The 17,118-nt window shown below is 65.3% G+C and carries 14 protein-coding genes; all 14 read right to left on the bottom strand.

Annotation, left to right across the window (positions count from 1 at the left end; all coding sequences use genetic code 11):
- Positions 1-98: 98 nt before the first annotated feature.
- Positions 99-836 carry a DUF502 domain-containing protein gene (locus NG900_RS03295; RefSeq protein ID WP_252676654.1) on the bottom strand — a complete coding sequence of 246 codons (738 nt, stop codon included), beginning with the start codon at positions 834-836 and terminating at the stop codon, positions 99-101.
- A 30-nt stretch (positions 837-866) separates the two neighbouring features.
- Positions 867-1,211, bottom strand: a complete 345-nt coding sequence (locus NG900_RS03290; RefSeq protein WP_252676652.1) for an FmdB family zinc ribbon protein — start codon at positions 1,209-1,211, stop codon at positions 867-869.
- Positions 1,212-1,480: 269 nt separating this feature from the next.
- Positions 1,481-2,920, bottom strand: coding sequence for a high affinity choline transporter 1 (locus NG900_RS03285; protein ID WP_252676650.1), 1,440 nt, complete (start codon positions 2,918-2,920; stop codon positions 1,481-1,483).
- Positions 2,921-3,157: 237 nt separating this feature from the next.
- Entirely contained in the window at positions 3,158-3,787 is a 630-nt protein-coding gene (locus NG900_RS03280) for a methyltransferase domain-containing protein (RefSeq protein WP_252676642.1), read from the bottom strand.
- A 23-nt stretch (positions 3,788-3,810) separates the two neighbouring features.
- Complete coding sequence (ubiB, locus tag NG900_RS03275) at positions 3,811-5,388, bottom strand: ubiquinone biosynthesis regulatory protein kinase UbiB (RefSeq protein WP_252676640.1); 1,578 nt, start codon at positions 5,386-5,388, stop codon at positions 3,811-3,813.
- Complete coding sequence (locus NG900_RS03270; protein ID WP_252676638.1) at positions 5,385-6,038, bottom strand: ubiquinone biosynthesis accessory factor UbiJ; 654 nt, start codon at positions 6,036-6,038, stop codon at positions 5,385-5,387. The genes ubiB and NG900_RS03270 overlap by 4 nt, the downstream gene beginning before the upstream one ends.
- Positions 6,039-6,174: 136 nt before the next feature.
- On the bottom strand, positions 6,175-7,215 hold the full coding sequence (locus tag NG900_RS03265; RefSeq protein WP_252676636.1) for a Tim44 domain-containing protein: 1,041 nt from the start codon (positions 7,213-7,215) through the stop codon (positions 6,175-6,177).
- A 137-nt stretch (positions 7,216-7,352) separates the two neighbouring features.
- On the bottom strand, positions 7,353-8,084 hold the full coding sequence (gene ubiE, locus NG900_RS03260) for a bifunctional demethylmenaquinone methyltransferase/2-methoxy-6-polyprenyl-1,4-benzoquinol methylase UbiE (protein ID WP_252676634.1): 732 nt from the start codon (positions 8,082-8,084) through the stop codon (positions 7,353-7,355).
- Positions 8,085-8,136: 52 nt separating this feature from the next.
- On the bottom strand, positions 8,137-8,553 hold the full coding sequence (locus NG900_RS03255; RefSeq protein ID WP_252676632.1) for a gamma-butyrobetaine hydroxylase family protein: 417 nt from the start codon (positions 8,551-8,553) through the stop codon (positions 8,137-8,139).
- Positions 8,554-8,588: 35 nt separating this feature from the next.
- Positions 8,589-10,433 (bottom strand): ABC transporter ATP-binding protein/permease, encoded by a 1,845-nt coding sequence (locus NG900_RS03250; protein ID WP_252676630.1) that lies wholly within the window; start codon positions 10,431-10,433, stop codon positions 8,589-8,591.
- Positions 10,434-10,530: 97 nt separating this feature from the next.
- Positions 10,531-10,971, bottom strand: coding sequence for an HIT family protein (locus NG900_RS03245; RefSeq protein ID WP_252676628.1), 441 nt, complete (start codon positions 10,969-10,971; stop codon positions 10,531-10,533).
- Between the two features lie 8 nt (positions 10,972-10,979).
- Positions 10,980-15,002 carry a DUF3683 domain-containing protein gene (locus NG900_RS03240; RefSeq protein ID WP_252676626.1) on the bottom strand — a complete coding sequence of 1,341 codons (4,023 nt, stop codon included), beginning with the start codon at positions 15,000-15,002 and terminating at the stop codon, positions 10,980-10,982.
- Positions 15,003-15,202: 200 nt separating this feature from the next.
- Positions 15,203-15,784: a YqaA family protein gene (locus NG900_RS03235; protein WP_252676624.1), complete on the bottom strand. Its 582-nt coding sequence runs from the start codon at positions 15,782-15,784 to the stop codon at positions 15,203-15,205.
- A gap of 57 nt (positions 15,785-15,841) precedes the next feature.
- A complete protein-coding gene (locus tag NG900_RS03230) occupies positions 15,842-17,089 on the bottom strand; it encodes a nucleoside recognition domain-containing protein (protein ID WP_252676622.1) in 1,248 nt (415 codons plus the stop codon).
- Positions 17,090-17,118: the final 29 nt, after the last annotated feature.

Here is a 17,118-nt window from a genome sequence, read left to right as displayed (position 1 = left end):
TTTCCGCGAAGCGCGCCGCCAACAGAGCGTCGCGCGTGAAAGTTGATCGAGGCCGGAACGGTTGACTCGCGCTACCGGCCAGATGGCTTTAAGGGGCTTTACGGAGCTGAAACAGCGCCGCCGCCATCGGGCAGCGCGGTCGGATTCGAAGGGTCGCGCGGCATGCTTGCCGGCGACCGGTCCTCCGTTTCTGGCGTTGCATCGGGCGGGTCCATGCGGCGCGGCAGCGTTTCGGGTGCCACCACCCCCATCGATACGATGTACTTGAGCGCCGCATCCACCGTCATGTCCAGCTCGATGGTGTCGGCCTTGGGCATCATCAGGAAGAAGCCCGATGTCGGGTTCGGCGTGGTCGGCACGTACACGCTGACGTACTCGCCCTGCAGGTGGTTTTCGACATCACCGCCGGGGCGGCCGGTCAGGAAGGCGATCGTCCATGAACCTTCGCGCGGATACTGCACCAGCAGCGCCTTGCGGAACGCATTGCCATTGGACGACAGCAGCGTGTCCGACACCTGCTTCACGCTCGAATAGATCGGGCCGACCACAGGGATGCGGCCCAGCACCGCTTCCCACCACAGCACCAGCTTCTGGCCGATGAAGTTGTGCGCGGCCACGCCGACGATCAGGATGAACGCCAGCGTGAGAATCGCGCCCACGCCGGGGATGCGCATGCCGAACAGCTGATCCGGCTGCCAGGCTGACGGCAGCAGCGCCAGGCTCTGGTCCATCGTGCCGATGATGAGCGACAGCACCCACAGCGTGATCGCAAGCGGGACAAGCACCAGAAGACCGGTCAGGAACCATGTCTTGAGTGCGCTGGTTTTCTGTTTCATGGAGCGATGGGCCGAGATATCAACGATGGATCAGTGGCACGCGCACGACGTGCCGCAACCCCCGGACGCCGCCGGCGTGCTGGACGCGCTGGCAGTGGACGATGCGCTGTCGGACGAAGCGGCCGGTGCTGCGGCAGCAGGCGCAGCGGCATCCGTCTTGGCTGCCGTGCCGGCCGCCGACGTACCGCCTGAACCGCCGCGGAAGTCGGTCACATACCAGCCCGAACCCTTGAGCTGGAAGCCCGCAGCGGTCAGCTGCTTCTTGAACGCCGGCGCGCCGCAGGCCGGGCAATCCGTCAGCGGCGCGTCGCTCATCTTCTGCAGCACATCCTTGGCGTGGCCGCAGGCGTCGCATCGATAAGCATAGATCGGCATGGTGTCCTCACCCTGAAACAAACGAGATTCGAGAAAACGGTTGGAGTGCCCGCGCAAACCACGAACATGGCGCGCAGCACGCACGGGCTCATGGAAGATCGGGGCAGACGCGCACAGTACAAGCACATTTGGCGAGTGCTGTCGCGCAAAGCCTTGAATTATAAACCCTTTTGAGGGAATTCCCGACCGCAGATTCGGCGCCGGCGATGGCGGCGCGCCACAAAGTGGCACACCGTGCATTTCGCCGTCCGATGCGCACCCCCGCGCGGTCAGGCCTGGGTGGCTGCCTTGGTGGTCGGGGCGCGGTTTTCGATCCACTGTGGCCCGAGCGAGCCGAGGACCATCGCACCCAGGCTGGCCAACAGGCCGACCAATTGTGGCGGGAACATCGCTTCTGGCATGAAGACCTCGCACCAGATCCAGGCCACCAGGCCTACAACGATGGCCAGCAGGCCGCCCTGCTTCGTCGCGCGCTTCCAGAACAGGCCGAAGGCCAGCGGCACGAAGGCGGCCACCAGCGTCACCTTGTAGGCGTTCTCGACCATGTGGAAGATCGACAGGTGCGAGTTCAGCGCAAACAGCGTCACCAGCACCGTGAAGACCAGCACCACGGCCTGCATCACGCGCAGGAAACGGCGGTCATCCATGCGCGGCAGCAGCGGGCGCAGCACGTTCTCGGCAAAGGTCACGGACGGCGCCAGCAGCGTCGCGCTCGCGCAGCTCTTGATGGCCGAGAGCAGCGCGCCGAAGAACATCACCTGCGCGATCAGCGGCGCGTGTTGCAGCACGAGTTGCGGCAGGATCAGCTGCGAATCGGTGTTGATGTACTTCTCCACCATCGCCGGGTCGATCAGGGTGGCCGAATACGCCAGGAACATCGGGATGAAGGCGAACAGGAAGTACAGCACGCCACCCAGCACCGACGCCGTGCCGGCAATGCGCTCGGTGCGCGAAGAGGTAACGCGCTGGAACACGTCCTGCTGCGGGATGGAACCCAGCATCATGGTGATCCACGCGGTCACAAAGCCAATCACCTCGATCGGGTTGAACGCCGGCCAGAACGAGAACTTGCCCGATGCCGCCGCGTGTGCCACCACCGTGCTCACGCCGCCGGCCTGGCCAGAGACTTCCCAGCCGATGTACATCATGCCGATCACAATGATGATCATCTGGATGAAGTCCGTCACCGCCACCGACCACATGCCGCCAAACAGCGTGTACACCAGCACGCTGGCCGCGCCGATCATCATGCCGGTTTCCTGCGACAGCGCGCCGTCCGATACGGTGTAGAAGACGAGGCCCAGCGCCTTGATCTGCGCCGCCACCCAACCCAGGTACGACACGACGATGCACAGCGTGGTCAGCACCTCGGCCAGACGGCCGAAGCGGTTGCGGTAAAAATCGCCGATGGTGAGCAGGTTCATCCGATACAGCGGCCGGGCGAAAAACAGGCCCACGAGGATCAGGCACAGGGAGGAGCCGAACGGATCAGCCACCACGCCGTGCAGGCCCTCCTTGAGAAACACGGAAGGAATGCCAAGCACCGTCTCGGACCCAAACCAGGTGGCAAACACCGTGGCGGTCACGACATAGAACGGCAGGCCGCGGCCGGCCACTGCAAAGTCAGCCGTGTCGCGCACACGCAGCGCAGCCCACAGGCCGATCCCGACCGAAATCACCCAGTAAATAATGACGAACCAGATCAGCATGGCAGCGCGGAAAGAAGCTGGAAAACCCCGTGGCGGCCCGGCTTGGGCCTCCAGGGCGCCGGGCGAAGTGGCGCGATTATAGCGACGGGCCCTCGCGCCGGGGCATCGATGCGACCACGAATGCCGCACACATTGCCGCTTTTTTAGGCAACGGCCCGCAACGGGCGTCCACAGGCTTTTTCGGGGCGGCGGCCGATGTTGCTTTGCACCAACACTGGCCGCAATCGCCCACGCAAATCAGGCGTCGCGTCGGCGCCAGACCTGCCAGCGCTCGCGCCCGGCAAAGACGGGGATCGAATCGGTCTCGGCAATCGGCGTGTCGCTGATGCGCTCGAAAGCTGGCGAGAGCAGCGCATCCAGCTCCGGCTGGGTGGTCTCGAACGGCGGCCCCTTGGGTACGGCCTCACGGCCCTCGACCACGGCAAAGAAGCCCGCCAGCAGCCCGCCCGGTGGCAGCAGTTTTGCCACCTGCGCGGCGTAGTTCGGCCAGAGGCGGCGCGGCATCGCGCAAAGAAAGGCGCGTTCGTAAATCCATTGCACCGGACGCTCCGGCGCAAAGCGGAAGAAATCCGCCAGCGCCACCACGTCAGCGTGTGGGCCGAGCACGGCCTTGGCGGAGGCCACGGCGCTCGGCGCAAAATCGATCGCGGTGACGGGCCAGCCGCGCTCGGCCAGCCAACCGGCCTCGTAGGCGTTGCCGCAACCGGGGATCAGCGTGGAAAGCGGCGCAGGCTGCGCCTCGCAAAACCGCCGGAACGCTTCGGGTACACCATGGGCATCCCAGGGCGTGTGTTCGCGGTTGAAGCGCTCATCCCAGAAGGCGGGGTCGGCGGCATCGCGGGATTGAAAAACGGGCTGGTCGGGCATGGTGTTCGGGTGGTATCGAGCGATCAGTAGCGGGCCATCCAGGCCAGCACGTGCGTCGCGATGATGCCGACCGCAAACCCGCCGATGAACAGCAATGCCGCCGACAGCAGCCGGTTCGTCCGACGTTGCTCGGCGAGCAGCGCGGTCAGCGCGGCGGTCTGGGCATTGCTGTCATCGCGCGCGTGCCGATCCAGAATCTGGTGCACCAGGCGCGGGAAGTCCGGCAGCTTGTTGGCCCACTGCGGCGCTTCGACCTTCAAGCGCTCCACAAAGCCACGCCAGCCGATCTGTTCGTGCATCCAGCGCTCAAGGAACGGCTTGGCCGTCTTCCACAGGTCCAGGTCCGGGTCGAGCTGGCGGCCCAGGCCCTCCACGTTGAGCAACGTTTTTTGCAGCAGCACGAGCTGCGGCTGCACTTCCACGTTGAAGCGGCGTGAGGTCTGGAACAGACGCATCAGCACCAGGCCCAGCGAGATCTCGCCCAGCGGCCGATCGAAGTAAGGTTCGCAGCATGCGCGGATGGCGCCTTCGAGCTCTTCCACGCGCGTCTCTTCCGGCGCCCAGCCGGATTCGATGTGCAGCACCGCCACGCGGTGGTAGTCGCGCTGGAAAAATGCCAGGAAGTTCTGCGCGAGGTAGTTCTTGTCGAACTCCGACAGCGCCCCGACGATGCCAAAATCCAGCGCGATATAGCGGCCGAGTGTCTCGGGCGCCACGCTCACGAGGATGTTGCCGGGGTGCATGTCGGCGTGGAAAAAGCCGTCGCGGAACACCTGCGTGAAGAAGATCTCCACGCCGTCGCGCGCGAGCTTGTGCATGTCGACGCCGGCGGCGCGCAGCTCTTCCGTGTGTGAGATGCGCACGCCGTGCATGCGCTCCATCACGAACACGTCGGAGGTGCACCAATCCCAGAACACCTCCGGCACCAGCAGCAAGTCGGATTTGGCAAAGTTGCGGCGCAGCTGGCTGGCGTTGGCTGCCTCGCGCATCAGGTCGAGCTCGTCGTGCAGATACTTGTCGAACTCGGCGACCACCTCGCGCGGCTTCAGGCGGCGGGCGTCCGGCCACAGCTTTTCCATCCACGTGGCCAGGTCGCGCATGAGCGCGAGGTCGCTGTCGATCACGGGCAGCATGCCCGGGCGCAGCACCTTCACCGCCACTTCGCGGCCATCGCACGGGCCGCCGCGCAGCGTGGCGAAGTGCACCTGTGCAATCGACGCGCTCGCTACCGGGTGATGGTCGAACCGATGGAACAACGCCGACAACGGTTTGCCCAACGATTTCTCGACAATCGCCGCCGCCACCTTCGGGTCGAACGGCGGCACGCGGTCCTGCAGTTTGGCCAACTCGTCGGCCACGTCGGGCGGCAGCAAGTCGCGGCGCGTCGACAGCACCTGGCCGAACTTGACGAAGATGGGCCCGAGCTGCTCAAGCGCCAGGCGCAGCCGCTCACCACGCGGGCGCTTCGGCTTGCGGCCCAGCGTCAGCAGCCAGACCAGCGCCCGGATACGGCGGCTCTTGAAGCCCGACAGCGCGAGCTGGTCGAGCCCGTAATACAGGATGACGAAAATAATCTTGCCCAGCCGGAAGAAGCGCGTCATGCCGATTCACTCCGACGTGCGGCCTGATGGGCGCGCGGGCGCTTTTCGAGCCGCTCCAGGCGCTTGGCCAGACGCGCTTCGGCATCGCGCAACGCAGCCACGTCGGCGGCAAATTGCGCAAGGCGCGCGTGGCGCACAAGCGTGGGCTGCTCATCGGTCAGGTACGACGCCACCGACTCCGCCAGTGAACGGCCGACACGCGTGGCTTCCGTGCGGGCGGCCTGTGCGCCGCTCACCATGCGCTGCGCGATCACGTCGCCGAACACGCGCGAGAGGTCTTCCGCCGCATCCCAGCGCAGGTTGCGCAGCAGTGTCGACAGCACGTTGGCAAACTCGGCCTCTCCTTCGATACGCACGTGCTTGAGCACGGCAGCCTGCCCGCCCGTGGCGTAATCGCTGGCCGCGGCCGCGAGCGGCACCACCACGGTCACCGCGGGCTCGGCGTCGGCGTCAGGCGCGCTCACCAGGCCTGCAGCGTCCACCTGCAGCGTCATCGACATCGGTGCCAGATCGAAGCGCGCCACACGGCCGGAGAAAGGGCGCAGCGTCTCCTGCGCCCAGGGTTCCTGGCGCAGCAGATGATTGAGCGCGAGCAGCAGCGGCTGCATCAGCACAAGCGGAAACGGAGACAAAGTGGCTGTCAAAGACATGCGGTGAGGGTGCGCAAAAGCAGCAAGAAGCCGGCTGGCCAGCGGACAAGAAAAAGGGCCCGAACCGGACGGTCGGGCCCTATTTTACGGGGAATGCTGAAACGGCCGTTTTGCGCCGCTTCCAGTGGTTACCGTATCACTGCAACTGCTGGATACCTGCCAGCACCCAGCCACCCGCGCCCTGCGTGGGCTTGGACAGGTTCCATACCTCGGCAAACGGCTGTGCCGGTGCGTTGGCTTCTTCGCGGATCATGCCTGAGAAGCGCACGCTCGCCAGGTATTCGCTCGCCTGCGTCTCGATGCCGAGCATTTCCGCCTCGACCGAAACGACATCGGTCTTGTTGGGCGTGGTACCACGGTCGGCGAGGTCCATCTTGATCTCGGCGAACATCTCAGGCGTGGTGAACTCGCGGATGTCATTCAGATTGCCGGCATCCCATGCGGCTTGCAGGCGGATGAAGTACACCTTGGCGTTGCGCAGGAACGCTTGCGTGTCGAAGTCGGCAGGCACGCCCCACGGGCGCTGCGGCGCGGCTGCGCCAGGCTGCGCGTTGACAGCCGGTTCGGCCGGGCCACCCAGGTTCCAGGATTGCGCAGCGGTCGGAGCGCCGGCGCCCAGGCCCGACGTATTGCCAGTGTTGAGCGCCGAAGCGGCCGGTGCGGCGGCCTGCGGAGCCGGTGCTGCGGGTTGCGGCACATACGGCTCGCGGCCAGCACCCAGCGACGGACCACCCGTGGCGTAAGCCGGACCTTGCGGACGGCTGCCGCGCACCTTGCGGATGATCCACATTACAACAAAGGCGATCAGCGCAATCAGGATCAGGTTCGACAGGAACGAAGCGAGGCCCGCACCCAGACCGAACTTGGACAGCAGGTAACCCAGGCCCAGACCGGCAGCCAAGCCCCCCAGCATGCCGCCCCAGTTACGCCCAGGCTTTGCGGCGGGAGCACCCGGAGCTGGGGCCGCCGGCGACGGCTGTGCAGCCGGTGCAGCTTGCTGCGTGGGAGACGGCGTCGTGGCCGGCGGCGTCTGTTGGCGCTGCGTCACGGTGGACGACTGCTTGCCGACGCTGCGGCTGCCGCCCATGCGCTTGGCGTTGGCGTCCAGCGCCGTGCCGAATGCGAGCGTCGCGACCAGCGCGCCCGCCATCAATTTTCCACCCCAATGCAAACTCATCGCTGTCTTCTCTCCAATAGGCAGTGACGCCATTAGATGAAGACGTCAACGCCGAAATTCAATGTGAAGGATCATGGCCGGATCGTGACATACGGTCGCAGCGTGCTGCATCGCCCATCCGGTGGACCGAAAACAGCTCAGAGGCGGCGACCGACGTGCAGTGCAACAACACCCGCCGTCAGGTTGAAGTATTCGACCGAATCCAATCCGGCCTGTTCCATCATCTGCTTGAGCGTTTCCTGATCCGGATGCATGCGAATGGACTCGGCCAGATAGCGGTAACTCTCGGCGTCGCCCGCCACCTTGCTGCCCAGCCACGGCAGCACCTTGAACGAGTACACGTCGTAGGCCTTCTCCAGCGGCTGCCAGACCTTGGAGAATTCCAGCACCATCACCTTGCCGCCCGGTTTCACCACGCGGCGCATCTCGGCGAGCGCGCGATCCTTGTGCGTCATGTTGCGCAAGCCGAATGCCACTGTCACTACGTCGAAGTAAGCATCTGGAAAGGGAATGTGCTCGGCATCGCACAGCGCGGTGGGGGTGAGCACGCCAGCGTCGAGCAGGCGATCGCGGCCGACGCGCAGCATCGACTCATTGATGTCGGTCAGCCACACCTCGCCTGTAGGGCCGGCCTGGCGCGCAAAGGCCTTGGCCAGATCACCCGTGCCGCCGGCAATGTCGAGCACCTTGTATCCCGGGCGCACCGCGGCCTGGGCGATGGTGAACATCTTCCAGAGCCGGTGCATGCCGCCGGACATCAGGTCGTTCATCACGTCGTACTTGCTGGCGACGGAGTGGAACACGCCGGCGACCTTGCCGGCCTTTTCCTGCTCATCGACCTGCTGGAATCCGAAGTGGGTTTGGCTCATGACAGAAAGGGATACGGATGCGGCGCATGCGCGCCGCGAAGTGAATCGGGAATCAGTGGCTGTGGCCGCAGGCGTGGCCGCCGTTGGCAGCCATCGGGGCGTCACGGTCGAGGCCCGAGGCGGCAAGACGATCGAGATAGCCCTGCCACAGCGCGTCGTGCTCGACGCCCAGGCGATACAGGTAGGCCCAATCGTAGATACCGGAATCGTGACCATCGGAGAACAGCGGCCGGATCGCGTAATTGCCCACCGGCTCGACGCCGACGATGCCCACCTCGCGCTTGCCGGTCTGCAGCACCTCCTGCCCCGGCCCATGCCCCTGCACTTCGGCCGACGGCGACAGCACACGCAAGTATTCAAACGGCAGGCGGAACTGCTTGCCATCGGCAAAGGCGATCTCCAGCACACGCGATTGCGTGTGCACGGTCAAGCCAGTCGGGTGCGGGGTGTCGGCGGAAAGTCCGGCCATGAAAAACGTCTCGTTGATTGCGTCAAAACTGCGCTTCAGGAAGCCGCCAGCGCTACGTGTGCCGGCTCTTCCACCACCCGATAGCTTACCGCAGTCAACGGGTCGCCCTCTGGGATGTAGCGCAGGCGGCGATGGTGGAACCGCGCCACGGTGCTGCGGTGCGCCACGCTGACGATGGTGACATGGGGCATCGATTCGAGCATCAGGCTGTACATGAACGCCTCGGTGTCTTCGTCGAGTGCGCTGGTGGCCTCGTCGAGGAACAGGTAGTCGGGACGCTGCAGCAACGCGCGTGCGAAGGCCAGCCGCTGCTGCTCACCGGGGGACAGACGCAGGCTCCAGTTGCTGACCTCGTCCAGCAGGTCGACCAGTGCCGGCAGGCGGCACGCGATCAGTACCTGGGCCAGGCGCTCAGCGGTGTACTGGGTGGCCAGATCCGGATACGACAACGCATCGGCCAGCGTGCCCGACGGCAGATAGCTGCGCTGCGGCAGGAACAGCACGCGGGCGTCGTCCGGAATCTCGATGCGGCCGCTGCCGTACGGCCAGATGCCGGCCACGGCGCGCACCAGCGTGCTTTTGCCGCAGCCCGACGGGCCGTTGACGAGCACGCGTTCGCCGCGCGCGAGGGTCATGTCGAAGGGCTCGACCAGCAGGTCTTCGGGCTGGCGATTCGGCAAGTTGAGGGCGAGGTCGTGGGCCTCGATGGCGGGCACGGCGACGGTTTCGACTTCAACGTCACGCACGCCGGCGCGGTGTTCTTCCTCGCGCTCGGCGGCGCGCATGGCACGCTGGAATTCGATCAGACGGTTGGTGGAGGCCTTCCAGCTCACCAGCGTGCTGTAGTTGTCGACAAACCACGACATCGCGCCCTGCACCTGCCCGAACGCCGTGGCCACCTGCATCATGCCGCCCAGTGTGAGCGTGCCGCCAAAGTAGCGCGGCGCCGACACCAGGAACGGAAAGATGATCGCGAACTGCGCATAGCCCGAACTGGCGAAGTTCAGGCGCCGCGTGTAGTCCATCAACTGATCCCAGTTGGCGCGGATGCGCTCGAAGCGGCCGCGCAGGATCGCCTTCTCGGTGGGCTCGCCGCGGTACAGGGCGATGCTCTCGCTGTTCTCGCGCACGCGCACGAGCAGGAAACGGAAATACGCCTCGTAGCGCTCCTGCTGGAACGACAGCCCGATCAGCGGTCGCCCAACGAAGTGGATGATGACCGAGCCCAGCACCGAGTACAGCAGCGCGAACCACACCATGTAACCGGGGATGACGAAGTCATGCCCGCCCAGCGCGAAGGCCAGCGGTCCCGATACCGCCCACAGGATCCCGAAGAACGACACCAGCGTGACCGCCGCGTTGAGAAAGCCCAGCGCCAGCGTGAGCGTGGCATCGGTGAAGTTGCGCAGGTCGTCGGCGATCCGCTGGTCGGGGTTGTCGGCGGTGTGCGTCTGCTCCAGACGATAGAACGCCTGCTTGCCGAGCCAACTGTCGACGAAACTGCCGGTGATCCACGTCCGCCAGCGCATGCGCAGCATCATCGTGTAGTACTGCCGCAGCACGGACGCGATGATGATCAGCGCCGCAATCCACGAAAAGCGCCCGAGCTGGTGCCAGAACTCGGCCTTGTCCTTCTGTTCCAGCGCGTTATAGAAGAGCCGGTTCCAGTCGGTGAAGAGCACGTTCATGTAGACCACGAACAGGCTGAGCGCGACCACCAGCGCCAGCAGCCCCCACGCCTTGTAACGGACCTCAGACACCCAGAACGGCTTGATAAGCTGCCACGTCTCTGACAGGTTCAGACGGCCGTGGTGAACATTCAGCTCGGCGATGGAATCCTTGTGGGAATCGGGCGTGGCGGCGGTGCGCGGTGTCGTCATGGCGGTGGCTGTAGCACGACAGAAAAAGAATCTGACGGCCTGCGCGCCGTGGGGGTTCCGCGCAGGGTCGTGGCGATGCGTTACTGGCGGTAACCGGTCAGACGTCAGCGAGCGCCGATTGCAGCGCGTACGACAGCGCCGGCAGCCTGGCCGTGATCTCGGCCATGCGCGCGGCATCCGCCTCACGCTGCGCAGGGCCCCACACGGCTTCCGGGAAATGCGTGTCCCACCGGTAGCGCGGAATGACGTGCCAGTGCAGATGCGGCACGAAGTTGCCGAAGCTGGCGAGATTGATCTTGTCCGGCGCCAGCTCGGTACGCAGCACACGCTCGACACGGGTGACGACTTCCATCAGCCAATGTCGGTCGGCGTCGGACAAGTCGGTCTGCTCGGCGACGTGGTCATTCCAGATGACGCGGCAGAAGCCCGGGAAGCGCGCGTGCTCGACCAGCACCACGCGCGCCCTGGCATTGCGCCAGACGGGCTCACCGCCGTCGGTTTCGCACAGCGCGCAGCCAGGGGCCCGCTCACCGGTCATGCCGGTCGTCACACCAGCACCCGCTCGATGCCACCGGCGTTGGCCTTGGCCACGTAGTCCTGCAGCCAGGTTTCGCCGAGCACGTGGCGCGCCATTTCAACCACGATGTAGTCGGCCTGCACCGACGCATCCTCGCTGTAGCGCGACAGGCCCTGCAGGCACGACGGGCAGCTCGTGAGGATCTTCACGTCGCCGTTGAACGCCTGGCCGTTGCCATCGGTGCGCAGCTTGTCGGCGCCCTTCTTCATCTCCTCTTCCTTGCGGAAGCGGATCTGCGTGGAGATGTCAGGACGCGTGACCGCCAGCGTGCCGGATTCCCCGCAGCAGCGGTCGTTCTTCTCGATCGCGCGCAGTTCGCCATCGGCGCCGATGTTGCCGCCCATCAGCTGGTTGACCAGCTTGGTCGGGTCCATCGTCTTGATCGGGGTGTGGCAGGGATCGTGGTACATGTAGCGCGCGCCCTGCACGCCGTCGATCTTCATGCCCTTTTCGAGCAGGAACTCGTGGATGTCGATGATGCGGCAGCCCGGGAAGATCTTGTCGAATTCATAGCCGGCGAGCTGGTCATAGCACGTGCCGCAGCTCACCACCACCGTCTTGATGTCGAGGTAGTTGAGCGTGTTGGCCACGCGGTGGAACAGCACGCGGTTGTCGGTGACGATCTTCTCGGCCTTGTCGTACTGGCCGGTGCCGCGCTGCGGATAGCCGCAGCACAGGTAACCCGGCGGCAACACCGTCTGCACACCGGCTTCCCACAGCATCGCCTGCGTGGCCAGACCCACCTGCGAGAACAGGCGCTCCGAGCCGCAGCCCGGGAAGTAGAACACCGCCTCGCTGTCGGGCGTGGTGGTCTTCGGGTTGCGGATGATCGGGACGATCTCGTTGTCCTCGATGTCCAGCAGCGCGCGCGCCGTCTTCTTGGGCAGGTTGCCCGGCATCTTCTTGTTGATGAAGTGGATCACCTGCTCGCGCACCGGCGCCCGGCCCACTGTGGCGGGCGGATGCGCGGTCTGCTTCTTGGCGAATTTCTTCAGGATGTCGTTGCCCAGACGCTGTGCCTTGTAGCCCCAGTCGATCATCACCTTGCGGGTCAGGTTGATCGTCTCGGGGTTGGTCGCGTTCAGGAAGAACATCGACGCGGCGGTGCCGGGGTTGAACTTCTTCTGCCCCATCTTGCGCAGCAGGTTGCGCATGTTCATCGACACGTCGCCGAAGTCGATCTTGACCGGGCACGGCGTCACGCACTTGTGGCAGACCGTGCAGTGATCGCCCACGTCGGCAAATTCTTCCCAGTGCTTGACCGACACGCCGCGGCGCGTCTGCTCTTCGTACAGGAACGCTTCGATGAGCAGCGAGGTGGCGAGGATCTTGTTGCGCGGGCTGTACAGCAGGTTGGCGCGCGGCACGTGCGTGGCGCACACCGGCTTGCACTTGCCGCAGCGCAGGCAGTCCTTGATGCTCTCCGAGATGGCGCCGATGTCGCTCTGCTGCATGATGATCGACTCGTGCCCCATCAGGCCGAACGACGGCGTGTAGGCATTGCGCAAATCAGCGGCCAGCCCTTGCGGGTCGTTCACGTCGCGCAGCAGCTTGCCCTTGTTGAAGCGGCCATGCGGATCGACGCGGCGCTTGTAGGCCGCGAAATCGGCGATCTCGTCGTCGGTCAGGAATTCCAGCTTGGTGATGCCGATGCCGTGCTCGCCCGAGATCACGCCGTCGAGCGAACGCGCCAGCGTCATGATGCGGGCCACCGCCTTGTGGGCGTCCTGCAGCATGTCGTAGTCATCCGAGTTGACGGGGATGTTGGTGTGCACGTTGCCGTCGCCGGCGTGCATGTGCAGGGCCACGAACACGCGGCCGCGCAGCACCTTCTTGTGGATCGCCTGGGCCTCGTCAAGGATCGGCTTGAACTCACCGCCGTTGAAGATCTTGCGCAGCTCGGCGCGAATCTCCGCCTTCCACGACACGCGGATCGTGCGGTCCTGCAGCAGGTGGAACAGGTTGGCGTCGGGCTGGCTTTGCAGACGGTCTTCGATGGTCTGCGCAAGATAGCCCAGGCCCAGGCCGATCAGGCTGGCACGCGCGGTGGCAACCGGCGTGTCGAGGTGGTCCAGCAGGTACTGCCAGCGTGCGCGCGTGGCACGCAGCAGTTGCTGCGCCTGTTGCACGCGGTCTTCCAGCAGCTCGGCGCTCGGGATCTCGTTGGCGTCGTCGGTGCGGCCCAGCGGCAAGTTGCTGCCGGCGAAGAACTCGAGCAGCGCGTCGACCAGCTTGAGCTTGCTCTTGATCGACAGCTCGATGTTGATGCGCTCGATGCCGTCGGTGTACTCGCCCATGCGGTTGAGCGGGATCACCACGTCTTCGTTGATCTTGAAGGCGTTGGTGTGCTTGGCAATCGCGGCGGTGCGCGAGCGATCAAGCCAGAACTTCTTGCGCGCCTCGGGGCTCACGGCCACGAAGCCTTCGCCGCTCTTGCCGTTGGCCAGGCGGATCACCTCCGAGGTGGCGCGCGCCACGGCATCATCGTCGTCACCGACGATGTCACCGATCAGCACCATCTTCGGGAATGCGTTGCGCTTGCTCTTGGTGGCGTAGCCGACCGCGCGCAGGTAGCGCTCGTCCAGGTGTTCCAGGCCAGCCAGGATGGCGCCGCCAGGCTTCTTGGTCTCGGCGTCGAGGTAGTCCTTGATCTCGACGATGCTCGGGATCGCATCGCGCGCCTGGCCGAAGAACTCCAGGCACACGGTGCGAATCGACTTGGGCATGCGATGCAGGATCCAGCGCGCGCTCGTGATGATGCCGTCGCAGCCTTCCTTCTGCACGCCGGGCAGGCCGGCCAGGAACTTGTCGGTAACGTCCTTGCCGAGGCCTTCCTTGCGGAACTTGCGGCCTTCGATGGTGAGCGTGTCGGTGCGCAGCAGCTTGGCTCCGACCGGCGCATTGCCGTCGAACCACTTCAGCTCGAACGTCACCATCGGCGCGTCATGGATCTTGCCGAGGTTGTGGTCAAGGCGCGTGACTTCCAGCCAGTTGCCGTCCGGATCGACCATGCGCCACCAGGCGAGGTTGTCCAGCGCAGTGCCCCACAGCACGGCCTTCTTGCCGCCCGCGTTCATGGCGACGTTACCGCCAATGCACGAGGCGTCGATCGAGGTCGGATCCACAGCGAAGACGAGGCCGGCCTTTTCAGCGGCTTCCGCCACGCGGCGCGTCACCACGCCGGCGCCCGAATAGATGGTCGCTACCGGCTGGTCGACGCCCGGCAGATCGGTCATCTCTACCGCATCCAGGCGTTCCAGCTTTTCGGTGTTGATCACGGCCGAGAACGGCGTGAGCGGCACGGCGCCGCCGGTGTAGCCGGTGCCGCCTCCGCGCGGGATGATGGTCAGGCCCAGCTCGAAGCAGCCCTTGACGATGCCGGCGATCTCTTCTTCCGTATCGGGCGTGAGCACCACGAACGGATATTCGACGCGCCAGTCGGTGGCGTCCGTCACGTGCGAGACGCGCGACAGGCCATCGAACTTGATGTTGTCCTTGGCGGTGACGCGGCCGAGCACCTTCTGGGCGCGGCGGCGCAGGTCATACACCTGGGCGAATTCTTCCTGGAACGCCTTGACGGCGCGCCGGGCATGCACGACCAGTTGCTCGACCTTGCTGGCGCGCTCGTCGCCCTCGGGGTCGTGGTGCGAATCGTGGTCGGCCACGCGGCGCTTCTCGATCTCCGCCAGGCGGTGATTGAGCGCGTCGATCAGCATCTGCCGGCGCTTGGGCGTCTCGAGCAGGTCGTCCTGCAGGTACGGGTTGCGGCGCACCACCCAGATGTCGCCCAGCACTTCGTACAGCATGCGTGCCGATCGGCCGGTGCGACGCTCAGCGCGCAGCTCGCTCAGGATCTGCCATGCAGATTCGCCCAGCAGACGGATGACGATTTCCCGATCCGAGAACGAGGTGTAGTTGTAGGGAATCTCGCGCAGCCGGGGCGCAGCGTCGTGCGCCGTGAGTTTGGCGTCGATCAGAAGTGGGGCATTCATGGCGTGCCGCTGGGGAGGGGGCGCGGCAAAGAAGTCCCGAGCCGCGCGGTCTTTAAAGGGCGATTGTACTGCATGCTTTGGCGTTGATGCGATGCAGCAACGGTATTCCATGCCGGGAGCATGGCCGCAAAAACTGCCGCGTTATCAAAGGCTTGCGACAGATCGGCCGCCCATTATGTGACGAATGCGCCGCGCAAACGTCACATCAGGAGGTTCTTGACCCAGCCGAGGATGCCCCGCCAGAAACCGTCAGGCAGCGTCATCAACGCGCCGGTCATGGCCAGATAGCGCAGGAATTTGCCGATCGCCATGTACATCACGCTCGGCCAGAACTTCAGACGCAGCCAGCCGGCCAGCGTACAGAGCGGGTCGCCGATGCCCGGCAGCCACGACACCAGCAGCGACACCGGCCCGATGCGGCGCATCCAGCGGAAGTATTTCTTGTCGAGCGGCGGCTCGCGGTGGCGCTTGGGGTGCGGCACATGGTGTGCGTGCTCGGCGTCGTGCTGACGGCGGCGGCGCGCCAGGTGGTAGCGCACCAGCGCGAGCTTGGCCGCATAGCCCATCCACCAGTCGACCACGCCGCCCAGCGTATTGCCGATGGTGGCCACGATGATGGCCGGCCAGAACATCTCCGGGTTGAGCTTGATATAGGCAAAGACGGCGGGCTCGGAGCCCAGCGGCAAGAGCGTCGCCGAGATGAAGCTGACCAGAAAGATGGCTGGCAGCCCAACCTTGGGCAAGGCGAGGGTGGCAAAAAGCGTGTCGATCCACTGTTCCATGTGGTCGATTGTAGTGGGCGTGCGGCCCAGACGTCGCTTGGGGGCCGCCCTACCGGGTCAGGTGAAGAACAGGTAGGCGACGAGCACGGCGCCGATCAGCCCGATCAAATCGGCCCACAGCCCGCAGGCGAGCGCGTATCGGGTGTCCTTGATGCCGACGCTGCCGAAGTACACGGCCAGCACGTAGAACGTGGTCTCGGTCGAGCCCTGGATGATGGCAGCCAGCTTGCCCTGGAAGGAGTCGACGCCGTAGGTCGTCATCACGTCGACCATCAGGCCGCGCGCGCCAGCGCCGGAGAGCGTCTTCATGATGCCGACGGGCAGCGCCGGCACGAAGCGCGTATCGATGCCCAGATGCGAAAACAGCGCGGCGAGCCCCTGCATCAGGAATTCCATGCAGCCCGCCGCGCGGAACACGGCGATGCCCACCAGCACGGCCACCAGGTACGGCACGATGCCGATGGCCACCTGGAAGCCGTCCTTGGCGCCATCCACGAAGGTTTCGTAGACGTTGATGCGGCGAATTGCCCCACAGGTCAGGAACGCCACCACGATGGTGAGGATGGACCCGGCGCCGATCAGCCCGATCCACGCCGCCATCTGCTGCGGCGGAAACTGGCGCAGCCAAGCAAACAGCAACCCCATCACCGCGACAAAGCCGCCGAAATACGCCAGTAGCGCCGGCTTGAACAGGTTGATGCGCTGGTACCACGCCACCGCCGCAATGCCCGCACAGAAGCCGATGAAGGTGGACAGCAGCGTCGGCAAAAAGATGTCCGCCGCGTTGAAGCCCACCAGCCCCTGCTTGACCGCCATGGCCTGCCGGATGGCGATGACGGAGGTCGGCACCAGCGTGACGCCCGCCGTGTTGAGCACCACGAACATCAACTGCGCATCGCTGGCGCGCTGCGGCTGCGGGTTGATCTCTTGCAGCTCGCGCATGGCCTGCAGGCCCAGCGGCGTGGCGGCGTTGTCGAGGCCCAGCACGTTGGCCGACACGTTCATCATCATCGCGCCGTTGGCCGGGTGACCGGCGGGCACAGACGGAAACAGGTGCCGCATCAGCGGGTTCACCAGCCGCGCAAACAGGTCGACCACCCCGGCGCGCTCGCCCACGCGCATGATGCCCAGCCACAGCGCCATCATGCCGGTCAGCCCCAGCGCGATCTCGAAGCCCGTGCGCGCGGCGTCGAACATGCCGGTCAGCATGCGGGAGAAGACTTCCATGTCGCCCTGCACGACTTGCACGCATGCGGTGACAAAGGCGATGAGGAAGAAGCCAAGCCAGACGAGGTTCAGTGCCACGGACGTTGCGAGCGGGAATTCGACAAGGC

This window comes from Ralstonia soli (assembly GCF_023955655.1).
Lineage (GTDB): Bacteria > Pseudomonadota > Gammaproteobacteria > Burkholderiales > Burkholderiaceae > Ralstonia > Ralstonia soli.
Note: the sequence above shows the minus strand (reverse complement) of the source record. Positions and strands in the feature narration are given on the sequence as shown.